The 20,784-nt window shown below is 75.9% G+C and carries 6 protein-coding genes; 4 read left to right on the top strand and 2 right to left on the bottom strand.

All coding sequences use genetic code 11. From position 1 onward, the window contains the following. Window positions 1–13: 13 nt before the first annotated feature. Entirely contained in the window at window positions 14–3,409 is a 3,396-nt protein-coding gene (locus IW256_RS23000; protein WP_197012945.1) for a non-ribosomal peptide synthetase, read from the top strand. Between the two features lie 59 nt (window positions 3,410–3,468). Here IW256_RS23000 and entS read toward each other — a convergent pair whose 3' ends face one another. Beyond that, on the bottom strand, window positions 3,469–4,794 hold the full coding sequence (entS, locus tag IW256_RS22995; RefSeq protein ID WP_197012944.1) for an enterobactin transporter EntS: 1,326 nt from the start codon (window positions 4,792–4,794) through the stop codon (window positions 3,469–3,471). A 76-nt stretch (window positions 4,795–4,870) separates the two neighbouring features. Here entS and panD point away from each other — a divergent pair, with 76 nt between their 5' ends. Both panD and IW256_RS22985 read left to right on the top strand, forming a co-directional pair. Continuing rightward, entirely contained in the window at window positions 4,871–5,278 is a 408-nt protein-coding gene (panD, locus tag IW256_RS22990; RefSeq protein WP_197012943.1) for an aspartate 1-decarboxylase, read from the top strand. 39 nt (window positions 5,279–5,317) lie between these two features. Next, a complete protein-coding gene (locus tag IW256_RS22985) occupies window positions 5,318–6,895 on the top strand; it encodes a (2,3-dihydroxybenzoyl)adenylate synthase (protein WP_197016491.1) in 1,578 nt (525 codons plus the stop codon). A 79-nt stretch (window positions 6,896–6,974) separates the two neighbouring features. Here IW256_RS22985 and IW256_RS22980 read toward each other — a convergent pair whose 3' ends face one another. Then, window positions 6,975–8,366 (bottom strand): salicylate synthase, encoded by a 1,392-nt coding sequence (locus IW256_RS22980; protein ID WP_231403897.1) that lies wholly within the window; start codon window positions 8,364–8,366, stop codon window positions 6,975–6,977. A 122-nt stretch (window positions 8,367–8,488) separates the two neighbouring features. Between IW256_RS22980 and IW256_RS22975 the strand changes: the two genes are divergently transcribed. Beyond that, window positions 8,489–20,776, top strand: coding sequence for a non-ribosomal peptide synthetase (locus tag IW256_RS22975; protein ID WP_197012942.1), 12,288 nt, complete (start codon window positions 8,489–8,491; stop codon window positions 20,774–20,776). The last annotated feature ends 8 nt before the right edge of the window (window positions 20,777–20,784 follow it).

The raw sequence follows: 20,784 nt of genomic DNA, 5'->3' as shown, positions 1-20,784 counted from the left end.
GATAGGGAGTGCCGTGCTGACCTGGGACGAACTGCACACCGCACTGACCGAGCTGCTGACCGAGGCGCTGGGCGAGCCGGCCCGGCCGGACGACGACCTCATCGAGCTGGGCATGGACTCCATCCGGCTGATGGGACTGACCGGCGGGCTGCGCAAGATGGGCGTCGAGGTGCGCTTCGCCGAGCTGGCCGAACGGCCGACCCTCGCGCAGTGGTGCGACCTCCTCGCCGAGCGGGTCGCCGCCGGGCCGGTGCCCGCGCCGAGGCCGGAACCGCCCGCTCCGGTGCCGGACGCCGACGAGGTCGGCCCGTTCCCGCTGGCGCTGATGCAGCACGCCTACTGGATCGGGCGCGACCCCGGCCAGGCGCTCGGCTCGGTCGCCGCGCACCTCTACGTGGAGCTGGACGGCCGCGCGATCGATCCGGACCGGTTCGACGCGGCCGTCCGCGCGCTGGCGGCCCGGCACCCCATGCTGCGCGTGGCGGTGTCGGAGGAGGGCACCCAGACCGTCCTGCCCGAACGCCCCGGACCGGCGATCACCGTGCACGACCTGCGCGGCGCCGCCGACCCCGGGCCCGAGCTGGAACGGGTGCGCGCGCGGATGTCGACGCAGCGCCTGCCGATCGAGGACGGCCGCGTCTTCGACGCCGCGCTGAGCCTCCTGCCCGGCGGCACCGCGCGGCTGCACCTGGACGTGGACATGGTCGCGGCGGACGCGATGAGCTACCGCACGCTGCTGGCCGACCTCGCCGCCCTGTACGAGGGGGAGGCCCTCGCGCCCATCGGCTGCACCTACCGGCGCTACCTCGCCGCCGACCCCCGCGCCGAGGCCCGCGAACGCGACCGGCGCTGGTGGAACGAGCGGCTCGGCGACCTGCCCGGCCCGCCCGAACTGCCGGTGGTGCCCGAGCCCGGCGGCCGGGTCGTGCGCATGCACCACTGGCTGCCGCCCGAGGACAAGGACCGGCTCCTCGCCCGCGCGCACGCCGAGGGCGTCACCCCGGCGATGGCGCTCGCCGCCGTCTTCGCCGAGGTCGTCGGGGCGTGGTCGGCAACCCCCCGCTTCCTGCTCAACCTGCCGCTGTTCCACCGCGAGCCGGTGCACCCCGACGTGGACCGGGTGGTCGGCGACTTCACCGGCTCGATCATGCTGGAGATCGACCTCACCCGGGACCTGCCGTTCGCCGAGCGGGCCCGCGAGATCCAGGCGCGGCTGCACACCTCCGGCGCGCACAGCGACTACTCCGGCCTGGAGGTGCTCCGCGACCTGTCCCGCGCGCGCGGCGAGCAGGTCCTCGCCCCCGTCGTCTACACCAGCGCCCTCAACCTCGGCGAGCTGTTCGGGGAAAGGGTGCGGCGCGCGTTCGGCGACCCGGAGTGGATCGTCTCGCAGGGCCCCCAGGTCCTGCTGGACGCGCAGGTGACCGAGGTGTCGGGCGGGCTGCTGCTCAACTGGGACGTGCGCGACCCGGCGTTCCCCGAAGGCGTGGCCGAGGCGATGTTCGCCGCGTACACGGGGCGGATCGCCCGGCTGGGAGCGCCCGGCGCCGACTGGGCCGAGCCGCTGCGGATCGCCGCCACGCCCGGGCAGATGCGTGTCCGGCACGCGCTGAACGCCACCGAGGCGCCGCCCGCGCGGACCCTCGCCGAAGGGTTCTTCCGGAACGCCGCCGACAGCCCCGGCGCGCCCGCGCTCCACTGGGGCGACGACGGCACCCTGACCTACGGGGAACTCGCCGGACGCGCCCTGCGCGTCGCCGCACACCTGGCGGCCGGGGGCGTGCGGCCCGGCGACCGGGTGGCGGTGGAACTGCCCAAGGGACCCGGCCAGGCCGTCGCCGTGCTCGGCGTGCTGGCCGCGGGCGCCGCGTACGTGCCCATCGGCCCCGAGCAGCCCGCCGCCCGCCGCGACAGGATCCGCGCGAGCGCCGGCGTGGCCGCCTCGCTGGACGCCGGCGCCCTGCGGTCCGCGCAGGCGGCCGAGCCCCTGGACGGCCCGGTCGGCGTACGGCCGGACGAGGTCGCCTACGTGCTGTTCACCTCGGGGTCGACCGGTGAGCCCAAGGGCGTCGAGGTCCCGCACCGCGCGGCCATGAACACCATCGGCGACCTGGTCGAGCGGTACGCGCTCGGCCCGTCCGACGTCACGCTCGGCGTCTCGGCGCTGGACTTCGACCTGTCGGTGTTCGACCTGTTCGCCCCCTGGACGGCGGGCGGCGCCGTGGTGCTGCCCGGACAGGAGGAGCGGCGGGACGCCGCGCGCTGGGCCGAGCTGGCCGCGCGCTGGTCGGTGACCGTCCTCAACTGCGTGCCGTCGGTGCTGGAGATGCTGCTGGCGACCGGCCCGCTCGCGAGCCTGCGCCTGGTGCTGCTGGGCGGCGACTGGGTCGGCGCGCACCTGCCCGCGCTGCTGCGCGAACGCGCGCCCGGCTGCCGCTTCGTCGCCCTGGGCGGGACGACCGAGACCGCGATCCACTCGACCGTGCAGGAGGTCGGGGACGAGGTGCCCGGGGACTGGCACGCGATCCCGTACGGGGTGCCCCTGCGCGGCGTCGCCTGCCGCGTCGTGGACGAGCTGGGCCGCGACCGCCCCGACTGGGTGACCGGTGAGCTGTGGATCGGCGGCGCGGGCGTCGCCGACGGCTACACCGGCGATCCGGGCCGCACCGCCGACCGCTTCGTCGTCCACGAAGGCACCCGCTGGTACCGGACCGGTGACCTGGCCCGGTACCGGCCCGACGGGACGCTGGAGTTCCTCGGCCGCCGCGACCACCAGGTGAAGGTGCGCGGGTTCCGCATCGAGCTGGGCGAGGTCGAGGCGGCGCTGGAGAGCCACCCGGAGGTGGGCCGCGCCGTCGGGCTGCTGGCCTCCGGCCGGCTGGCCGCCGCCGTCACCGGCGTCCCCTCCGGCGGGGAGGCCGGCGTCCTGGCGCACGCGCGGGAGCTGGTGCCGCCCCACATGGTGCCCGAGCTGCTGGTCCCGGTGGTGGAGCTGCCGCTCACGGCCAACGGCAAGGTGGACCGCAAGGCGCTCACCGCGCTCGCCGACGCCGCGGGCGGCGAGGGCGGCCGGGCCTACACCGCCCCCCGGACGGCGGTGGAGAAGGTGCTCGCCCGGATCGTCGCCGGCGTGCTCGGCGCCGAACGGGTGGGGGCCGACGACGACTTCTTCGCGCTCGGCGGCGACTCGGTGCTGGCCACCTCCGTCATCGCGCGGCTGCGCGAGGCGCTGGACACCACCTCCCTTCCGGTCCGCGTGGTGTTCGCCGAGCGGACCGTCGCCCGGATCGCCCGCCGCCTCGGCGAGCTGGAGGCGGACGCCGGGCGGCTGGAGGCCGTCGCCGGGATCTGGCTGATGGTGGCCGACATGCCGGAGGAGGAACTGGCCGAACGCCTCGCCCGCTCTTGAGGCGGCGCCGCCCGTACCTCTATATAGGGGTGCCCTTACTCGGTTATATAGGGGCGCCCTTACGCGGGTTCCGGCTCCGGATCGGTGCCGGAGCCTCGCTCCGGTTCCAGCGTGGCCGTCCGCAGGCCCGTCAGCGACAGGGCGAGCGCGACCGCCAGGACCGCGCTGACCGTCCCGTACACGACGATGGCGGCGCCGGGCGCCAGGTAGCGGCCCAGCGCCCCGGCGCCGAGGGACCCGACCGCCTCGCCCCCGGTCTCCTGCGCCGACCACAGCGCGTTGACCCGGCCGAGGTAGGCGTCGGGCGTGTGGCTCTGGATGAGGCCGTACCGCAGGATCTCCTCGACGGACGCCACGAAGCCGTACCCGAAGAGGATCGCCACGGCGAGCGCGGGGTGCCGGGCGAGACCGAGCACCGCCAGCGTCGCGAAGCCGGCGACCGAGGCGGCCAGCAGCACCCGGCCGGGCGCCCGCAGCGACCCGGCCCAGCCGCTGGTGACCGAGGCGAGGACGGCCCCGCACGCGGGCGCCGCGTACAGCAGGCCGATCGTGGTCGGCCCGCCGCCCAGGCTGAGGGCGGCGAACGCGGGCATCAGCACCGGGATGCCGCCCGCCACCATGAACAGCGTCCCGAGCAGCATCAGCGAGCCCACCACGCGGTGCGAGGCCACGAACCGCAGTCCCGAGCCGATCGCCTTCAGCGGGCCCTCGTGGACCTCCGCGGCCGGCTTGAGCGCCGGCAGCCCGGTCAGCAGGAACAGCGTGCCCAGCGTGCCGGCCGTGGCGGCGGCGTAGTTCCAGCCGACGCCGAACGCCGACACCGTCAGCCCGCCGAGCGCGGGGGACAGCATCGAGCCGAGCCGTACCGTCAGCGCGTTGAGCGCGCCCGCCGCGACCAGCTTGTCCGGGCCGACCAGGGCGGGCGTGGCGGCCATCAGCGCGGTGACGCTGACGCCGGTCGCCAGCCCGTCCCAGGCCGCCAGCACGTACAGCGCGGCCAGCGACGGGGAGGGCAGGAAGGCGTTGAGGGTGAGCAGCAGGAAGCCGGCGCCCGCGGCGGTGCGGGCGCGCAGCATCAGCCGCCGCCGGTCGTGCCGGTCGGCGAGGACCCCGCCCCACAGGAAGCCCGCCAGCAGCGCGAAGCCGCTCGCGGCGGCGACCGCGCCGACGTGCACGGTGGAGCCGGTCATGGCGTAGACCTGCACCGGCACGGCCACCATCAGCATCCCGATGCCGAAGACCGACACCGTGCGGGCGACGAACACGTTGCGGAACGCCGCGCTGTCGCGCAGCGGCGAGACGTCCATGGCAAGGCCGCGGAGCAGCCGGCGGGACAGGAGGCGGGACGGGAGGCGGGGGGAACGGCCGGGCGGGCTGCTGGGCATCGTCGGGGTTCTCCTCGACTGGGGGAGTAGCTAAGGTAAGCCTAGCCTTAGTTGATCGCGAGAAAGAGGCCGACCGGTGCAGCGCATCCTGATGAACGGAAAGATCCACCGTGCCACCGTCACCCAGGCGGACCTGCACTACGTGGGCTCGCTGACGATCGACGCGGACCTGATGGCCGCGGCCGACATCGTCGAGGGCGAGCAGGTGCAGGTCGTCGACATCACCAACGGCGCCCGGCTGGTCACCTACGCCATCACCGGCGAGGCCGGCAGCGGCGTCATCGGGATCAACGGCGCGGCGGCCCGGGTGGTGCAGCCGGGCGACCTGGTCATCATCATCACCTACGGGACGTTCGACGAGACGGAGCGGCGCGGGCACCGCCCGCGGGTCGTCCACGTGGACGGCGCCAACCGGATCGTCGCGCTCGGCTCCGACCCGGCCGAGCCGGTCCCGGGCGCCGAGGCCCAGCTGGCGGGGCGCTGAGCGGTGGCCCCCACGGACGGCACGGAGGCCGCCGGCGTCATGGACGGGTTCACGCCCTGGCCCGCCGAGCTGGCGGAGCGGTACACGGCGGCGGGCTACTGGAGCGGCCGGCTGCTGGGCGGGGTGCTGCGCGGCGAGCCCGGACGGACCGCGCTGGTGGCGGGCGGCGAACGGCTCGCCTACGCCGAGCTGGACCGGCGCGCCGACCGTACCGCCGCGGGGTTCCTCCGGCTGGGGATCCGGCGCGGCGACCGCGTGGTGGTGCAACTGCCCAACACCGCCTCGTTCGTCGTGGTGTTCCTCGCGCTCGTGCGCGTCGGGGCCGCTCCGGTCCTGGCGCTGCCCGCGCACCGCGAGAGCGAGATCGGCTACCTGTGCGAGCTGTCGGAGGCGCGCGCCTACGTGATCCCGGACGTCGACGGCGGCTTCGACTTCCGCAAGATGGCCCGGGGCCTGCCGGTCGAGCACGTCGTCGTGGACGGGGACGCGCAGGAGTTCACGGCGCTGGCCGACATCGACACCGACCCGGAGGGGGTGCCCGAGCCCCCCGGACCGGCGGACGTCGGGGTCTTCCTGCTGTCGGGCGGCACGACCGGACTGCCGAAGCTGATCCCCCGGACGCACCGCGACTACGTCTACAACCTGGAGGCCAGCGCCGAGGTCTGCGGCTTCACCGCGGACACGGTGTACCTCGTCGTCCTCCCCGCCGCGCACAACTTCGCGCTGGCCTGCCCGGGGATCCTCGGGGTGTTCGCGGCGGGCGGCACGGTCGTGCTGGCGCCCTCCGGATCGCCGGACGAGGCGTTCCCCCTCATCGAGCGCGAGCGGGTCACGGTGTGCGCGGTGGTGCCGCCGATCGCGCTGCTGTGGCTGGACGCGGTCTCCTGGTCGGAGGAGGACCTGTCGTCCCTGCGGCTGCTGCAGGTCGGCGGCGCGAAGTTCGCCGCCGAGCGCGCCGCGCAGGTGCCCCGGGTGCTGGGCTGCGCGGTGCAGCAGGTGTTCGGGATGGCCGAGGGACTGCTCAACTACACCCGGCTGGACGATCCCGCCGACCTGGTCGAGCGGACGCAGGGCCGCCCCCTCTCGCCCGCCGACGAGATCCGGGTGGTGGACGGCGACGGGAACGACGTGCCGCCGGGCGAGGTGGGCGAGCTGCTCACCCGCGGCCCGTACACGCTGCGCGGCTACTACCGCGCGCCCGCGCACAACGCCCGCGCGTTCACCCCGGACGGCTTCTACCGCACCGGCGACCTGGTCAGGCGGCTGCCCAGCGGCCACCTGGTGGTGGAGGGCCGGGAGAAGGACCAGATCAACCGGGGCGGCGACAAGATCTCGGCGGAGGAGCTGGAGAACCACCTGCTGGCCCATCCTTCGGTGCACGACGCCGCCGTGGTCGGCATGCCCGACCCGGTGATGGGGGAGCGCACCTGCGCGTTCCTCGTCCTGCGCGAGAACGGGCGGGGACGGGCGCCGTCCCTCCGCGAGATCAAGGAGTTCCTGCGCGAGCGCGGGGTGGCGGCCTACAAGTTCCCCGACCGGCTCGAGACGGCCGGGACGTTCCCCCGGACCGCGGTCGGCAAGATCGACAAGAAGGCGCTGGCGGCCCGGCTGGGGTGAGCCGCGCCGGGCCCGGACGGCGACGCCCTCCGTACTCCACCCCGGGTGCGGAGGGCGTTCCCGTGCTCCTGGGCGCCGGTCAGTCCAGCGGGACCACGTACGGGGCGATGCTGGAGAGCTTCTCGCAGGTCTCCTCGTACTCGCGGTCGGGTGTGGAACCGGTGACGATCCCCGCGCCCGCCCGCAGCCACGCCCCGTTCGCGTCGCTGTAGAGAGCCCGCAGCACCAGGGCGGCGTCCATCGCGCCGTCGTGCGCGAGGGCGACCACCGCGCCCGCGTACAGGCCGCGCGGCTCCTCCAGCCGCGCGATCGCCTCGACGGCCTCGGCCTTCGGGATGCCGGAGGCGGTGACGCCGGGGAACAGTGCGTCCAGGGCGTCCCAGCGGGTGCGGCCGGCGGCGAGCACCCCGCTGACGCTCGACCCCAGATGCTGCACGCTGCCGCGTTCCTTGACCGACATGAACCCGGTGACCTGGACGGTGCCCGGCTCGCACACGCGGTACAGCTCCTCCTGGGACGTGCGGACGGACACGGCGTGCTCGAAGATCTCCTTGGGGTCGCTCTCCAGCTCCCGCCGGGTCGCCGCGTCCCGGTCCGCGCCGAGCCCGAACGCCCGCGTGCCCGCCAGCGGCTGCGTCATGACGGTGCCGGCCGCGTCCACGCTCGCCAGCACCTCGGGGCTGAACCCGGTGGCCTGGAACCCGCCGAGGCGGAGCAGGAACGAGCGGGCCGGGGTGTTGGCGGCACGGCCGCGCACGTAGGTCGAGACCACATCGACGGGGAAGGGAACGGGTAGCCGCCGGGAGACGATCACCTTCTGGTAGCGTCCCGCGCCGATCTCCGCGACGGCCTCGGCCACCCGTGACCGATACCGGTCGCCGCCGGCCCGGACGTCGACCGGGGAGGGCGTCCCCACGGGCGGTTCCCCCGGCTCGGCCAGCAGCGCCGCCACGCGTTCCGCCTCGCCCGCGTCCACGCTGGTCACATGGGCGACGCCGGCCTCGACCCGCACCTCGGTCCGGGGGACGACCAGGTGCGCCAGGCGCGTGCCGCGCGCCTGCCCGGCCGCCGCGGAGGCGTACTCGAACGCGATCCACCCGTAGGCGTTCCAGGCCGGGAAGGGACAGGAACGGAACGCCTCGTCCAGCGCGGCGGAGGCCGGGCCCGGCCAGGGACGTTCGGTCGTCTCCCCGCCGTCCCAGCGGGTGCGCACCGCGCCGTCCTCCAGGACGACCTCGCCGAGGACGCCGCCGGCGAACGTCCAGCGGCCCGGCCGCTCGTAGACGACATGGTCGCCGAACAGGCCGGATCCGGCGAGCCGGGCCATGAGCGGCAGCGGATCGGCCTCGCCCACCGCGACCGTGCGGGCGGCGCCCGCGCCGGTCCCGGTGCCGGCCCCGTCACCGGTCTCCTCACCGGTCCCGCTGCCGATCCGATTCGCGCCGATCTCCGTGCGCACGCCGAAGGACAAGGCACCCAACTCCTCTGTGACCGAGACAAACGATCAAACTTAGGTAAGGCTAACCTTGTGCGATTTTCATAGGCAAGGCTAACCTAACTAACTGCCGGTGGCCGACGAGGAAAGAGCTGAGCGTGCGGGAACAGACGGCGGCGCTGCGGCGCGAGCTGATGCGGCGGATGATGGCCGAGGCGGGACTCGGCCCCGACACCTCCCGGATCGGACCTCGCGGATCGGACGGCCCGGCGCCGCTGTCGTACGCGCAGCAGAGCATGTGGCTGCATCATCGGACCTTCCCGGACAGCCCGGCCTACAACGTGTGCCTGCTGGTGCGCATGTCGGGACGGCTCGACACCGGCGCGCTGCGCGAGGCGCTGCGCGGCCTGATCCGGCGCCACGCGGTGCTGCGCACGGTCTACGCCGGCGACGACGGCCCGCAGGGCGACGAGGGTCCGCGCGGCGGCGCGGTGCAGATCGTCACCGGCGACGACTCCCTCGACCTGCCGGTGATCGACGTTCCGGCGCTCGCCGGCGACGGGCACGGCGACCCGGAGAGCCGGGCGGAGGCGCGCGCGGCGGAACTCGCGGCGCTGCCCTTCGACCTGCGCTCGGAACGGCCGATCCGGCTCGAACTGCTGCGGCTCGGCGAGCGCGAGCACGCGCTCGTCCTGGTCGTCCACCACATCGCCTGGGACGGCATGACCTGGGGCTCGCTGTCGGGCGACCTCTCGGCGCTCTACCGCGCCGCGCTCACCGGCGAGCCCGCCGGCCTGCCCGACCTCACCGTCCAGTACGCCGACTTCGCGGCCTGGGAACAGGACCGGCCCGTCCAGGAGGACGACCTCGCCTACTGGCGGGCCCGGCTCGACCCGCCGCCCGCGCCGCTGGACCTGCCCGCCGACCGCCCGCGCGGCGCCACCGTGTCCGAACGGGGCGGGCGCCGGGCCCGGCGGTTCGACGACGCCGTGACGGACGGCATGCGGCGGCTGGCCGCGGAGGAGAACCTCACCCCCTTCATGGTGATGATGGCGGCGTACGCGGTCCTGCTACACCGCTACACCGGCGCCACCGACGTGTCGATCGGCTCCTCGGTCATGAATCGCGAGCACGCCGAGGTGCAGCGGCTCGTCGGCAACTTCGGCAACACGCTCGCGCTGCGCACCGACCTGTCGGGCGCCCCGACGTTCCGCGAGGCCCTGCGCCGGGTCGGCCGCACCTGCGCGGAGGGCTTCGCCCACCAGGCGCTCCCGTACGACGCGATCGTGCGGGAGCTGCGCCCCGCCCGGACGCAGGGACGCTCGCCGTTCTTCGACACCATGCTGCTGTTCCTGGTCCAGGAGATCGGCGAGCTGGACCTGCCCGGCCTCACCACGAGCTGGACCCACGTCCACAACGGCACCACGCACTTCGACCTGTCACTGGAGGCGTTCGTCCGGCCGCACGGCATGACGGTCGAGGCGACGTTCCGGCGCGAGCTGTTCGACGACGAGCGCGTGGACGCGCTGCTGGGCCACCTGGAGACGCTGCTCGGCGCCGCCGTGGCCGGTCCCGACCTGCCGATCGGCGCGCTGGACCTGCTGACCGGCGACGACCTTGCCGTCCAGGCCGAGGCCAACGCCACCGGACGGCCCCTCCCCGCGACGACCGTCGTCGAGCTGTTCGAGGAGCAGGCCGCGCGCACACCGGACGCGGTGGCGGTCGAGGGCGACGGCGGTCCCCTCACCTACGCCGAGCTGGCGCGCAGGTCGGACGCCCTGGCCGGGACGCTGCGCGCACGCGGCGCCGGACCGGGCGAGCTCGTCGCGCTCGCGCTGCCGCGGACGCCCGACCTGGTGGTGGCGCTGCTCGCGGTGCTGAAGTCGGGGGCGGCCTACCTGCCCCTCGATCTCGACCACCCCGCCGGCCGGCTCGCCTACATGCTCGACGACGCGGCCCCGCTGTGCGTCCTCGCCACCACTGCCACCGCCGGTGGCCTTCCCGGCGGCGGCGACGTCCTCCTGCTGGACGGCCCGTCCGCCGCGTCCACCGCGTCGGCCGCGGCCGGTGAGCCCTGGCCCGTTCCGTCCCTGGACGACCTCGCCTACGTCATCTACACCTCGGGCTCCACCGGCAGGCCCAAGGGCGTGGCCGTCCCCCACGGCGCGCTGACCAACTTCCTGCTGGCGACGCGGCGGGACCTGGCGCTGGACGCCACCGACCGGCTGGTCGCGGTGACCACCATCGCCTTCGACATCGCGGCGCTCGAACTGTTCGTGCCGCTCATCAGCGGGGCCGCCGTCGTGCTCGCCGGGCGCGACGCCGTACGCGATCCCGCCGCGCTGGCCGGGCTGCTGGCCGGTGCCACGATCGTCCAGGGCACGCCGTCGCTGCTCGGCTCGCTGGACCCCGAGGCGCTCCGCGGGCTGCGCGTCCTGGCCGGCGGCGAGGCGCTCCCGCCCGCGCTCGCCGGGACGCTGGCGCGGGTGGCGGCGCGGGCGGTCAACATGTACGGGCCGACCGAGGCCACGATCTGGGCCACCTCCGCCGACCTGCCCTCCGCGGGCATCGGCCGCCCGTTCTGGAACACCCGCGCGCACGTGCTGGACGCGTCGCTGCGGCCCGTCCCGGTCGGCGTGCCCGGCGAGCTGTACCTGGCGGGCGCGCAGCTGGCCCGCGGGTACGCCGGCCGGCCCGATCTGACCGCCGAGCGGTTCGTCGCCGACCCCTTCGGCCCGCCCGGCACCCGCATGTACCGCACCGGCGACCTGGCCCGCTGGAACCGCGACGGCACGCTGGAGTACCTGGGCCGCACCGACGACCAGGTGAAGATCCGCGGGTTCCGGATCGAGCCGGCCGAGGCGCAGGCCGTCCTGGCCGCCCTGCCCGGCGTCGCCCAGGCCGCGGTCGTGGTCCGCGAGGACCGTCCCGGCGACCCCCGCCTGGTCGGCTACTACGTACCGGACGGCGAGGCGCCGCGGGAGAGCGACCTGCGGGACGCCCTCGCCGGGACGCTGCCCGAGTACATGGTGCCGGGCGCCCTGGTCGCCCTGGACGCACTGCCCCGTACGGTCAACGGCAAGCTCGACCGCGCCGCGCTGCCCGCGCCGGCGGCCACGGCCGGAGCCTCCGGACGCGGCCCGCGCGACGACCGCGAGGCGGCCCTGTGCGCGGTGTTCGCCGAGACCCTCGGCCTGGACCGCGTCGGCATCGACGACGACTTCTTCGCGCTCGGCGGCCACTCCCTCCTGGCCACCCGGCTGGCCGCGCGGGTCCGCGCCGTGATGCGCGCCGACCTCAGCATCGCCGACGTCTTCGAGGCGCCCACCGTCGCCGCGCTGGCGCCCCGCCTCGTCGGCGCGTCCGGCACCCGGGTCCGGGACGTCGCCCGTCCCGACGTCCCGCCCGCGTCGGCGGCCCAGCGCGGGCTGTGGCTGGAGGAGCGGCTGCGCGGCCCCTCGCCCGCCTACGCGCTGCCGCTCGGCCTGCGCCTGCGCGGGCCGGTGGACGCCGGGGCGCTGCGCGCCGCGTTCGGCGACGTCGTCGCCCGGCACGAGGCGCTGCGGACCCTCCTGGTCGAAGGTGACGACGGGCTGCCCGTCCAGCGGATCCTCGACCCCGCCCCCGCCCCGTACTTCGAGGTCGTGGACGTGCGAAGCCTGCCCTCGGAGGGGGTGGCCGAGGCGCGGGCGCGGGCCGCCTCCCACCTCTTCGACGTGGGCGCCGACCTGCCGATTCGCGCGACGCTGCTGCGCACCGGCGACGAGGACTGGTCGCTGGTCCTGCTCATGCATCACGCCGCCGCCGACGAGTGGTCGTTCACCCCGCTGCTGGCCGACCTGTCCCGGGCGTACCGGGCACGGGCGGCGGGCGTCGCGCCGGACTGGCCGCCGCCGCCGGTGCAGTACGCCGATTACGCGGCCTGGCAGCGGCAGGTCCCGGAGCCGGACGGGGGGCTCCGCTACTGGGAGGAGGCGCTGGCCGGGCTTCCCGAGGAGACGGTGCTCCCCTTCGACCGGCCCCGTCCCGCCGAGGCGAGCCACCGGGGCGGGCTGGTGCCGTTCCGGCTCCCGATGGACGGGGTGCGCGAGCTGGCGCGGCGCACCGGCACCAGCGTCTTCATGGTGCTGCACGCGGCCGTCGCCGCGCTGCTCCAGCGGTCGGGCGCGGGCGACGACCTCGCGCTCGGCTCGCCGATCGCGGCCCGTTCCGACGAGGACCTGGCCGACCTGGTCGGCGTGTTCGTCAACCTGCTGGTGCTGCGCACCGACCTGTCGGGCGACCCCACGTTCGCCGAGCTGCTGGACCGCGTGCGCCGTGCCGACCTGGACGCCTTCGCGCACGCGGACGTGCCGTTCGAGCGGGTCGTGGAGCGGCTGGCGCCGGAACGGTCGCTGGCCCGCAGCCCGCTCTTCCAGGTGATGATCGTCCACCAGCGGCTGGACGACGTGCGGCTCGCGCTGCCCGGCGTGCGGGCCGAGCCGTTCCTGCCCGAGACCGGCGGCGTCAAGTTCGACCTGGACCTGTACTTCGCCGAGGGCGAGGACGAGGTCGAGGGCTTCGCCGCCTACGCGGCCGACCTGTTCGACCCCGAGACCGTCGAGGACCTCCTGGCCCGGCTCGGGGAGCTGCTGGCGGCCGTCACCGCCGAACCCGGCCGCCGGCTGTCCACCCTGCCCGCCCTGGTCGCGGCACCGGCCGTCCAGGCCCCGGGCGCGGGCGGCCGGGACCTCCCGCGCGGGACGGCCGCGGAGCTGTTCGAGGCGCAGGCCGCGCGCACGCCGGACGCCGCCGCGGTCGTCTTCGGCGACACCACGCTGACCTATGCCGAGCTGGACCGGCGCGCCGAGGACCTCGCCGCCCGGCTCGCCGCGGCCGGGGCGGGGCCCGAGGAGGTCGTCGCGATCGCCCTGCCGCGCTCCGCCGAGTTCGCGGTCGCGCTGCTGGCCGTGCTGAAGACGGGCGCCGCGTACCTGCCGATCGACGTCACCCACCCGCCCGCCCGGGTCGACTTCATGCTCCGCACCGCCGCTCCGCTGCTGGTCCTCGGCAGGGACGAACCGCCCCGCGCGGGCGCGTCCAGGCAGGTACCGAGGGTCGAGCCGGGCCACCCGGCGTACGTCATCTTCACCTCGGGCTCGACAGGGACGCCCAAGGCCGTCGTCGGCACCCAGCGGGCCCTGGCCGGCCGCCTCGCCTGGGGCATCGGCCTGACCGATCGGGGCGTGCGCGCCGCCAAGAGCTCGCCCGCGTTCATCGACGGCACCACCGAGCTGCTCGGCGGCCTGGTCGCCGGCGACACCGTCGTGATCGCCGACGACGCGACCGCCACCGACCCGATCGCCCTCGCCGCGTTCCTCGACCGGCACCGGGCCGCCACGGTCACGCTGGTGCCCGGCCTGCTGGCGGCGCTGCTGGAGGCGGGGCCGCCGTCCACGGTGACCACCTGGATCAGCAGCGGCGAGGCGCTGCCCGCGGCGCTGGCCGAGCGTACGCCCGGCCGCCTGGTCAACCTGTACGGCTGCTCGGAGGCCGCCGGTGACAGCCTGGTCGCCGAGACCGGCCCCGGCGGCGGCGGGCTGACCCCCATCACCGGCACCACGGCCCACGTCCTGGACTCCGCGCTCCGCGAGGTCGCGGTCGGTGAGCTCTACCTGGCGGGGGACGGGCTCGCCCGCGGCTACCTCGGCGACCCCGCCCGTACCGCCGAGCGGTTCGTGGCGAACCCGTTCGGGCCGCCCGGCTCGCGCCTCTACCGCACCGGCGACCGGGTCCGGCGGCGCCGGGACGGCGGGCTGGAGTTCCTCGGCCGGGCCGACGACCAGATCAAGATCCGCGGCTTCCGGATCGAGCCGGGCGAGATCGAGGCGGTGCTGGCGTCCCTGCCCGGCGTCCGGCAGGCCGCCGTGACGGTGCACTCCGGGACGCGGCTGGTCGGCTACGTGACCGGCGACCTCCGCGCCGGCGATGGTGCCGGTGACGGCGTCGGCGCGGGCGTCGCTGGCGGCGCCGTCGGCGGCAGTGGCGGATCGGGGGTGGACGGGGCGCTGGAGGCGCTGCGCGGCCGGCTGGCCGAGCTGCTCCCCGACTACCTCGTCCCCTCGGAGCTGGTCGCGCTGGACGCGCTGCCGCTCAACCCGAACGGCAAGGTGGACCGGCGGGCGCTTCCCGAGCCGGGCCGGTCCGCGGGCCGCGCGCCGCGGACCCCGAACGAGCTCGTGCTGGCCGGGCTCGTCGGCCGCCTTCTGGACCGCGCCGACGTCGGCGCCGACGACGACTTCTTCCGCACCGGCGGTGACAGCGTCAGCGCCGCGCTGCTGGTGGCCCGCGCCCGGCGCGCCGGGCTGGCCTTCACCTTCCGCGACGTGTTCCGCCTGCGCACGGTGGCGGCGCTGGCCGCCGCCGCGACCACCACCGGAGCCGCCCCGGACGCGGACGCGCACGCCGAAGCGAACGTGAAGGCGAAGGGGAACGGGGGCGCCGGCCGAGGGGAGGCGCCGTCCGAACTGCCGCTCTCCCCGCTCCAGGAGGGCCTGCTCTTCCACCTGCTGATGGCCGGCGAGGGACGCGACATCTACGTCCAGCAGGCCGTGGTCCGCCTGTCCGGGCCGGTCGATCCCGCCCGGATGGCCGCCGCCGCGCGCGGCGTCCTGGAGAAGTACCCCAACCTGCGGGCCGGTTTCCGCGCCGACGGCGCGCGGACCGTGCAGTTCGTGCCCCGCGACGTCCCGGTGCCGTGGACGTTCGCCGAAGTCGACGGCGAGGACGGGCTGGAGGCGTTCGTCGACGCGCAGCGCGCCAGGCCGTTCGACCCCGCCGAGCCGCCGCTGATCCGGTTCGGGCTGGCGCGGCTGGGCGAGCACGACCACCGGCTGGTGCTGACCTCCGAGCTGATCCTGCTGGACGGCTGGTCCGGTGGCCTGCTGGTCACCTCGCTGCTGGAGTTCTACACCGACGCCGCCGCCGAGGCCGCCCGCCCGGCGCCGCCGTTCCGCGCCTACCTGGACTGGGTGAACGGCCGCGACCGGCGGGAGTCCGCCGGCGCCTGGCGCCGCGAGCTGGACGGGTTCGACGAGCCCGCGCTGCTGCGGCCGGGACTGCTGGACCGGCCCGCCGACCCGGCCGCCGCGGGGGAGATCCACCGCGACCTGCCCGCCGGGCTCGCCGGACGGCTCGACGCGGTGGCCCGCGAGCGCGGCGTCACGCCCGGCACGCTGTTCGAGACCGCGTGGGGCCTGGTGCTGATGGGCCTCACCGGCCGCGACGACGTGGTCTTCGGCGCCTCGGTGTCGGGCCGCCACCCCGACGTGGACGGCGTGGAGTCCATGGTCGGCCTGCTGTTCAACACCATCCCCGTACGGGTCCGGGCACAGGCCGGCGACGCGCTGGAGACGGTGCTCGAACGCGTCCAGGCCGCCCGCACGGAGCTGTTCGACCACGACCACGTGGCGCTCGCCGACGTCCAGCGGGCCACCGGGCTGGGCACGCTCTTCGACAGCCTCTTCGTCTTCCAGAACTTCCCCGGCATGCCGACCGGCCGCGGCTTCGGCCCGGACGGCGCGCTGCGGGTGGTGGACCGCCAGGTCCGCGACGCCACCCACTACCCGATCACGATGGTGGTGGAGCCGGGCTCCGCGCTGCGCGTCATGTACCGGGGCGACGCGTTCGGCGCGGCCGAGGCCGACCGGATCACCGACCGCTACGTGCGGGTGCTCCGGCAGATCGCCGAGGACCCCGGCGCCCCCTGCCACCGGCTCGACGTCCTCGTCCCCGAGGAGCACGAACGGCTGCGGCGCGACCGGGCGGAGGCGGTGAAGCCCGTCCCGGAGCTGACCGTCGCCGAGCTGCTGGCCGAGCAGGCCGGGCGGACCCCGGACCGCACCGCCCTGGTCTCCCTGCCCGATGTCCGCCTCACCTACGCCGAGCTGGACGCCGAGGTCAACCGGCTCGCGCGGCTCCTGCGCGCGCACGGCGCGGGCCCGGAACGGGTCGTGGCGCTCGCCCTGCCCCGGTCCGCGGAGATGGTGGTCGCGCTGTTCGCCGTGCTGCGCGCGGGCGCCGCCTACCTCCCGCTGGAACTGGACTACCCCGCCGACCGGCTCGGCTACATGCTCACCGACGCGGCCCCCGCCTGCCTGGTCACGCACGGCCCGATCGCCGCCGGGCTCCCCTTCGCCGGGCCCGTCATCGAACTCGACGACCCCGCCGTGCGGGCGGCGCTGGCGGACCTGCCCGGCACCGGCCTCACCGCCGCCGAGCTGCCCGGCTTCGCGCCCGGCACTCCCGGCCGCCTGGACCACCCGGCGTACGTCATCTACACCTCGGGCTCGACCGGCCGCCCCAAGGGCGTGGTGACGCCCTACCGCGGCCTGACGAACATGCAGTTCAACCACCGCGCCAACATCTTCGACCCGGTGGTCGCCTCCGCCGGGCGCGGGCTGCGGATCGCGCACACGGTGTCGTTCTCCTTCGACATGTCGTGGGAGGAGCTGCTGTGGCTCATCGAGGGCCACGAGGTGCACGTCTGCGACGAGGACCTGCGGCGCGACGCCGAGGCGCTGACCGCGTACCTGCGCGAGCACCGGATCGACGTCATCAACGTGACCCCCACCTACGCCCAGCAGCTCCTGGACGAGGGGCTGCTCGGCGAGGGCCACCGGCCGCCGCTGGTGCTGCTCGGCGGCGAGGCCGTCCCCGCCTCGGTCTGGGAACGGCTGGCCGAGGCCGACGGCGTGCTCGGCTACAACCTGTACGGGCCCACCGAGTACACCATCAACACGCTCGGCGGCGGCACCGAGGACAGCGCCACCCCCACCGTGGGCAGGCCGATCTGGAACACCCGCGGCCACGTGCTGGACCGGTGGCTGCGACCCGTCCCGCAGGGCGCCCCCGGCGAGCTGTACATCGCGGGCGCCGGGCTGGCCCGCGGCTACCTCGGCCGCCCGGACCTGACGGCGGAGCGGTTCGTCGCCGACCCGTTCGACGCGTCGGGCGGCGGGCGCATGTACCGCACCGGCGACCTGGTGCGGGTCCGCGCGGACGGCAACATCGACTTCCTCGGCCGGACCGACGACCAGGTCAAGATCCGCGGCTACCGGGTCGAGCTGGAGGAGGTCGAGACCGCGCTGGCCGCCGAGCCGGGCGTCGGGCAGGCCGCGGTCGTGGCGGCCGACACCGACCTGCCGGGGGTCAGGCGGCTGGTCGGGTACGTCGTGCCCGACGGCCGGCGCGAGGGCGCCGCCGACGAGCGGATCGCCGAGTGGCGGCAGATCTACGACGCCGAGTACACCGAGGTCGGCACCGTCGTGCACGCCGAGGAGTTCGCCGGCTGGGACAGCAGCTACGACGGCGCGCCGATCCCGCTGGAGCACATGCGGGAGTGGCGCGACACCACCGTCGAGCGGATCCGGGCGCTGCGGCCCCGCCGGGCGCTGGAGATCGGTGTCGGCGCGGGCCTGCTGCTGACCCGGCTCGCCCCCGAGTGCGAGGAGTACTGGGGCACCGACTTCTCAGGGCCCGTCATCGCCAAGCTGCGCGCCGACCTCGGACCGGAGTCCCCGGTACGGCTCGGCCACCGCCCCGCGCACGACACCGGCGGGCTGCCGCGCGAGCACTTCGACACCATCGTCATCAACTCGGTCGTCCAGTACTTCCCCGGCGCCGGCTACCTCGCCGAGGTCATCGCCAAGGCGATGGAGCTGCTGGCCCCCGGCGGCGCGCTGTTCGTCGGCGACGTACGCGACCTGCGCTCGGCCCGGGCCTTCCACACCGCGATCCGGCTCGGCCGGGACGGCGAGGCCGGCGACGACCCGGCCGGGCTGGTACGCGCCGTGGACCGGGCCGTGCGGATGGAGAAGGAACTCCTGCTCGACCCCGCGTTCTTCGTGTCGCTCGGCGAGGCGGCCCGGGTGGAGGTCCGCACCAAGCGCGGCGTCCACCACAACGAGCTGACCCGCCACCGCTACGACGTCACGCTCTGGAAGGCCGGGCCGGACCTCCCGCCCGTCCCCGAGACCAAGGTCGTGGACTACACCGGACCGGGAGACCTGCCCTCAGGGCCACCCGGGTTCCCGCTCCGCGTCCGGGGGATCCCCGACCCGCGGCTGTCCGGCGAGGTCGCGGCCCTGCGCGCGCTGTCCGGCGGGGCGTCCCCGGACGAGGCGCGGCGGCTGCTGCGGGCCCCGGCCGAGGGAGTGGAACCCGAGGTCCTCTACGCCCTCGACCCCGGCGTGGTGACCACGCCCTCCGACGAGATCGGCCGCTACGACGCGGTCTTCGGGGGCGGCGCCGCCCACCCGGCCGCGGCTCCCGGCCGCGGGCCCGCCTCGTACGCGAGCGATCCGCTGGCCGCCCGGGACCACGGCGCGCTGGCCGCCCGCGTCCGGGACGCCCTCAAGGAGAAGCTGCCCGCCTACATGGTGCCGAGCGCGATCGTCACCCTGGACGCGCTGCCCCTGACCGTCAACGGCAAGCTCGACCGGCGCGCCCTGCCCGACCCCGGCCGTTCCGGCGGCGGGCCGCGCACCACCGGGCGGGCGCCGCGCACGCCGGTCGAACGGCTGCTGTGCACGCTGTTCGCCGAGGTCCTGGAGGTGCCCGAGGTGGGCATCGACGACGGCTTCTTCGACCTGGGCGGGCACTCGCTGCTGGCCACCCGCCTGGTCGGCCGGGCGCGGGCGGTGCTGCGGGCCGAGCTGGCGATCCGCGACCTGTTCGAGGCGCCGACGGTCGCCGAGCTGGCCGCCCGCGTCCACCAGAAGGCGGAGGAGGACCTGCGCCCGGTGCTGTCCCCCCGGGAACGGCCCGGACGGGTGCCGCTGTCGTTCGCCCAGCGCCGTCTCTGGATGCTCGACCAGCTGCTCCGCGAGGACGACGGGCCGCGCGGCGCCTACCACCTCCCGCTGGCGGTGCGCCTGCGCGGCGAGCTGGACCTGGCCGCGCTGGAGGCCGCGATCGGGGACGTGGTCGCGCGGCACGAGAGCCTGCGCACGGTGTTCGCCGAGCACGACGGCGCCCCGTACCAGCGGATCCTGCCGCCGGAGGAGGCACGGCCGGTGCTGGAGATCACCGACCGCGCCCCCGAGGAGGTCATCGCCCGGCCCTTCGACCTGGCCACCCGGATCCCGCTGCGGGTCGCGGTCCTCCCGTCCGGGGAGGGCGAGCACCTGCTGCTGGCCGTGTTCCACCACATCGCGTTCGACGAGTGGTCGTTCGGGCCGTTCGCGCGGGACGTGGCGGAGGCGTACGCGGCCCGGCTCGGCGGCGCCGCGCCCGCCTGGGAGCCGCCGCCGGTGCAGTACGCCGACTACACGCTCTGGCAGCGCGAACTGCTCGGCGACCCGCTCGACCCGGGCAGCACGCACGCCCGGCAGCTCGCCTACTGGGCGCAGGCCCTCTCGGGCGTCCCCGAGGAGATCCCCCTCCCGCTGGACCGGCCCAGGCCCGGCACCGCCGGCCAGCGCGGCGGGACCCTCGCGATGGACCTGCCGCCCGCCCTGGTGGACGGCCTGCGCGGTCTGGCCCTCGGCCACGGCGCCACGATGTTCATGGTCTGCCAGGCCGCGGTGGCCGCGCTCCTGCACCGGACGGGTGCGGGCGAGGACGTCCCGCTGGGCAGCCCGGTCGCCGGGCGCGCCGACGAGGCCGCCGGGGACCTGGTCGGCTTCTTCGTCAACACGCTGGTGCTGCGCGCCGACGTGTCCGGGGACCCCACGTTCGCCGAGCTGCTGGGCCGCGTTCGGGAGGCCGTCCTGGCCGGGCTGGCCCACCAGGACCTGCCGTTCGAGGCCGTGGTCGAGGCGCTGCGCCCGCCCCGCGCGCCCGGCCGCAACCCGCTGTTCCAGGTGATGGTCGGGTACGAGAACCAGGGGGTCGGCGACGTGCGCTTCCCCGGCCTGGAGCAGCGGGAGGCGCTGTTCGGCCCGGGCGCGGCCAAGTTCGACCTGGACTTCATCTTCCGCGAGGGGCCGGGGTCGCTCCGGCTGATCGTGGACTACTCGGCCGACCTGTTCGACGAGGCCACGGTCGCGGCCCTGGCCGAGGGCCTGCTCGCACTGCTCAGGGCGGTCGTGGCCGACGCCCGCGTCCCCGTGGGCGCGCTGCCGTCCCCGGCCCTCGGCCGCACCCCGCGCGGCGCGGCCCGTCCCGCCGCCGTCCCGGACGCGGCGGGCGGCGCGGACGGTCCGGCCGACGCCGCGGATCGGCCCGCCGGCCGGCCCGGCGACCGGCACGGCGACCGTGAGGCCGCGCTCTGCCGGATCTTCGCCGAGGAACTCGGCGTGGACGAGGTCGCCCCGGACGACGACTTCTTCGACCTCGGCGGGCACTCGCTGATGGCGATGCGGCTCGTACGCCGCATTCGGCGCGAGCCCGGCTGCGCCGACCTGAAGATCGCCACCCTGCTGACCGCCCCGTCGGTCGCGCGACTGCTGGAACGGCTCCCGTGAGGCCACCG

This window comes from Actinomadura viridis (assembly GCF_015751755.1).
GTDB classification, from domain to species: Bacteria; Actinomycetota; Actinomycetes; order Streptosporangiales; family Streptosporangiaceae; genus Spirillospora; species Spirillospora viridis.
The sequence above is the reverse complement of the archived record's forward strand: the minus strand, read 5'-3'. Positions and strand labels throughout refer to the sequence as shown.

Bases quoted from the DNA above. Each gene is read 5' to 3' on its own strand.
- entS (WP_197012944.1), bottom strand. From the start codon at position 4,794: ATGCCCAGCAGCCCGCCCGGCCGTTCCCCCCGCCTCCCGTCCCGCCTC.
- IW256_RS22985 (WP_197016491.1), top strand. From the start codon at position 5,318: ATGGACGGGTTCACGCCCTGGCCCGCCGAGCTGGCGGAGCGGTACACG.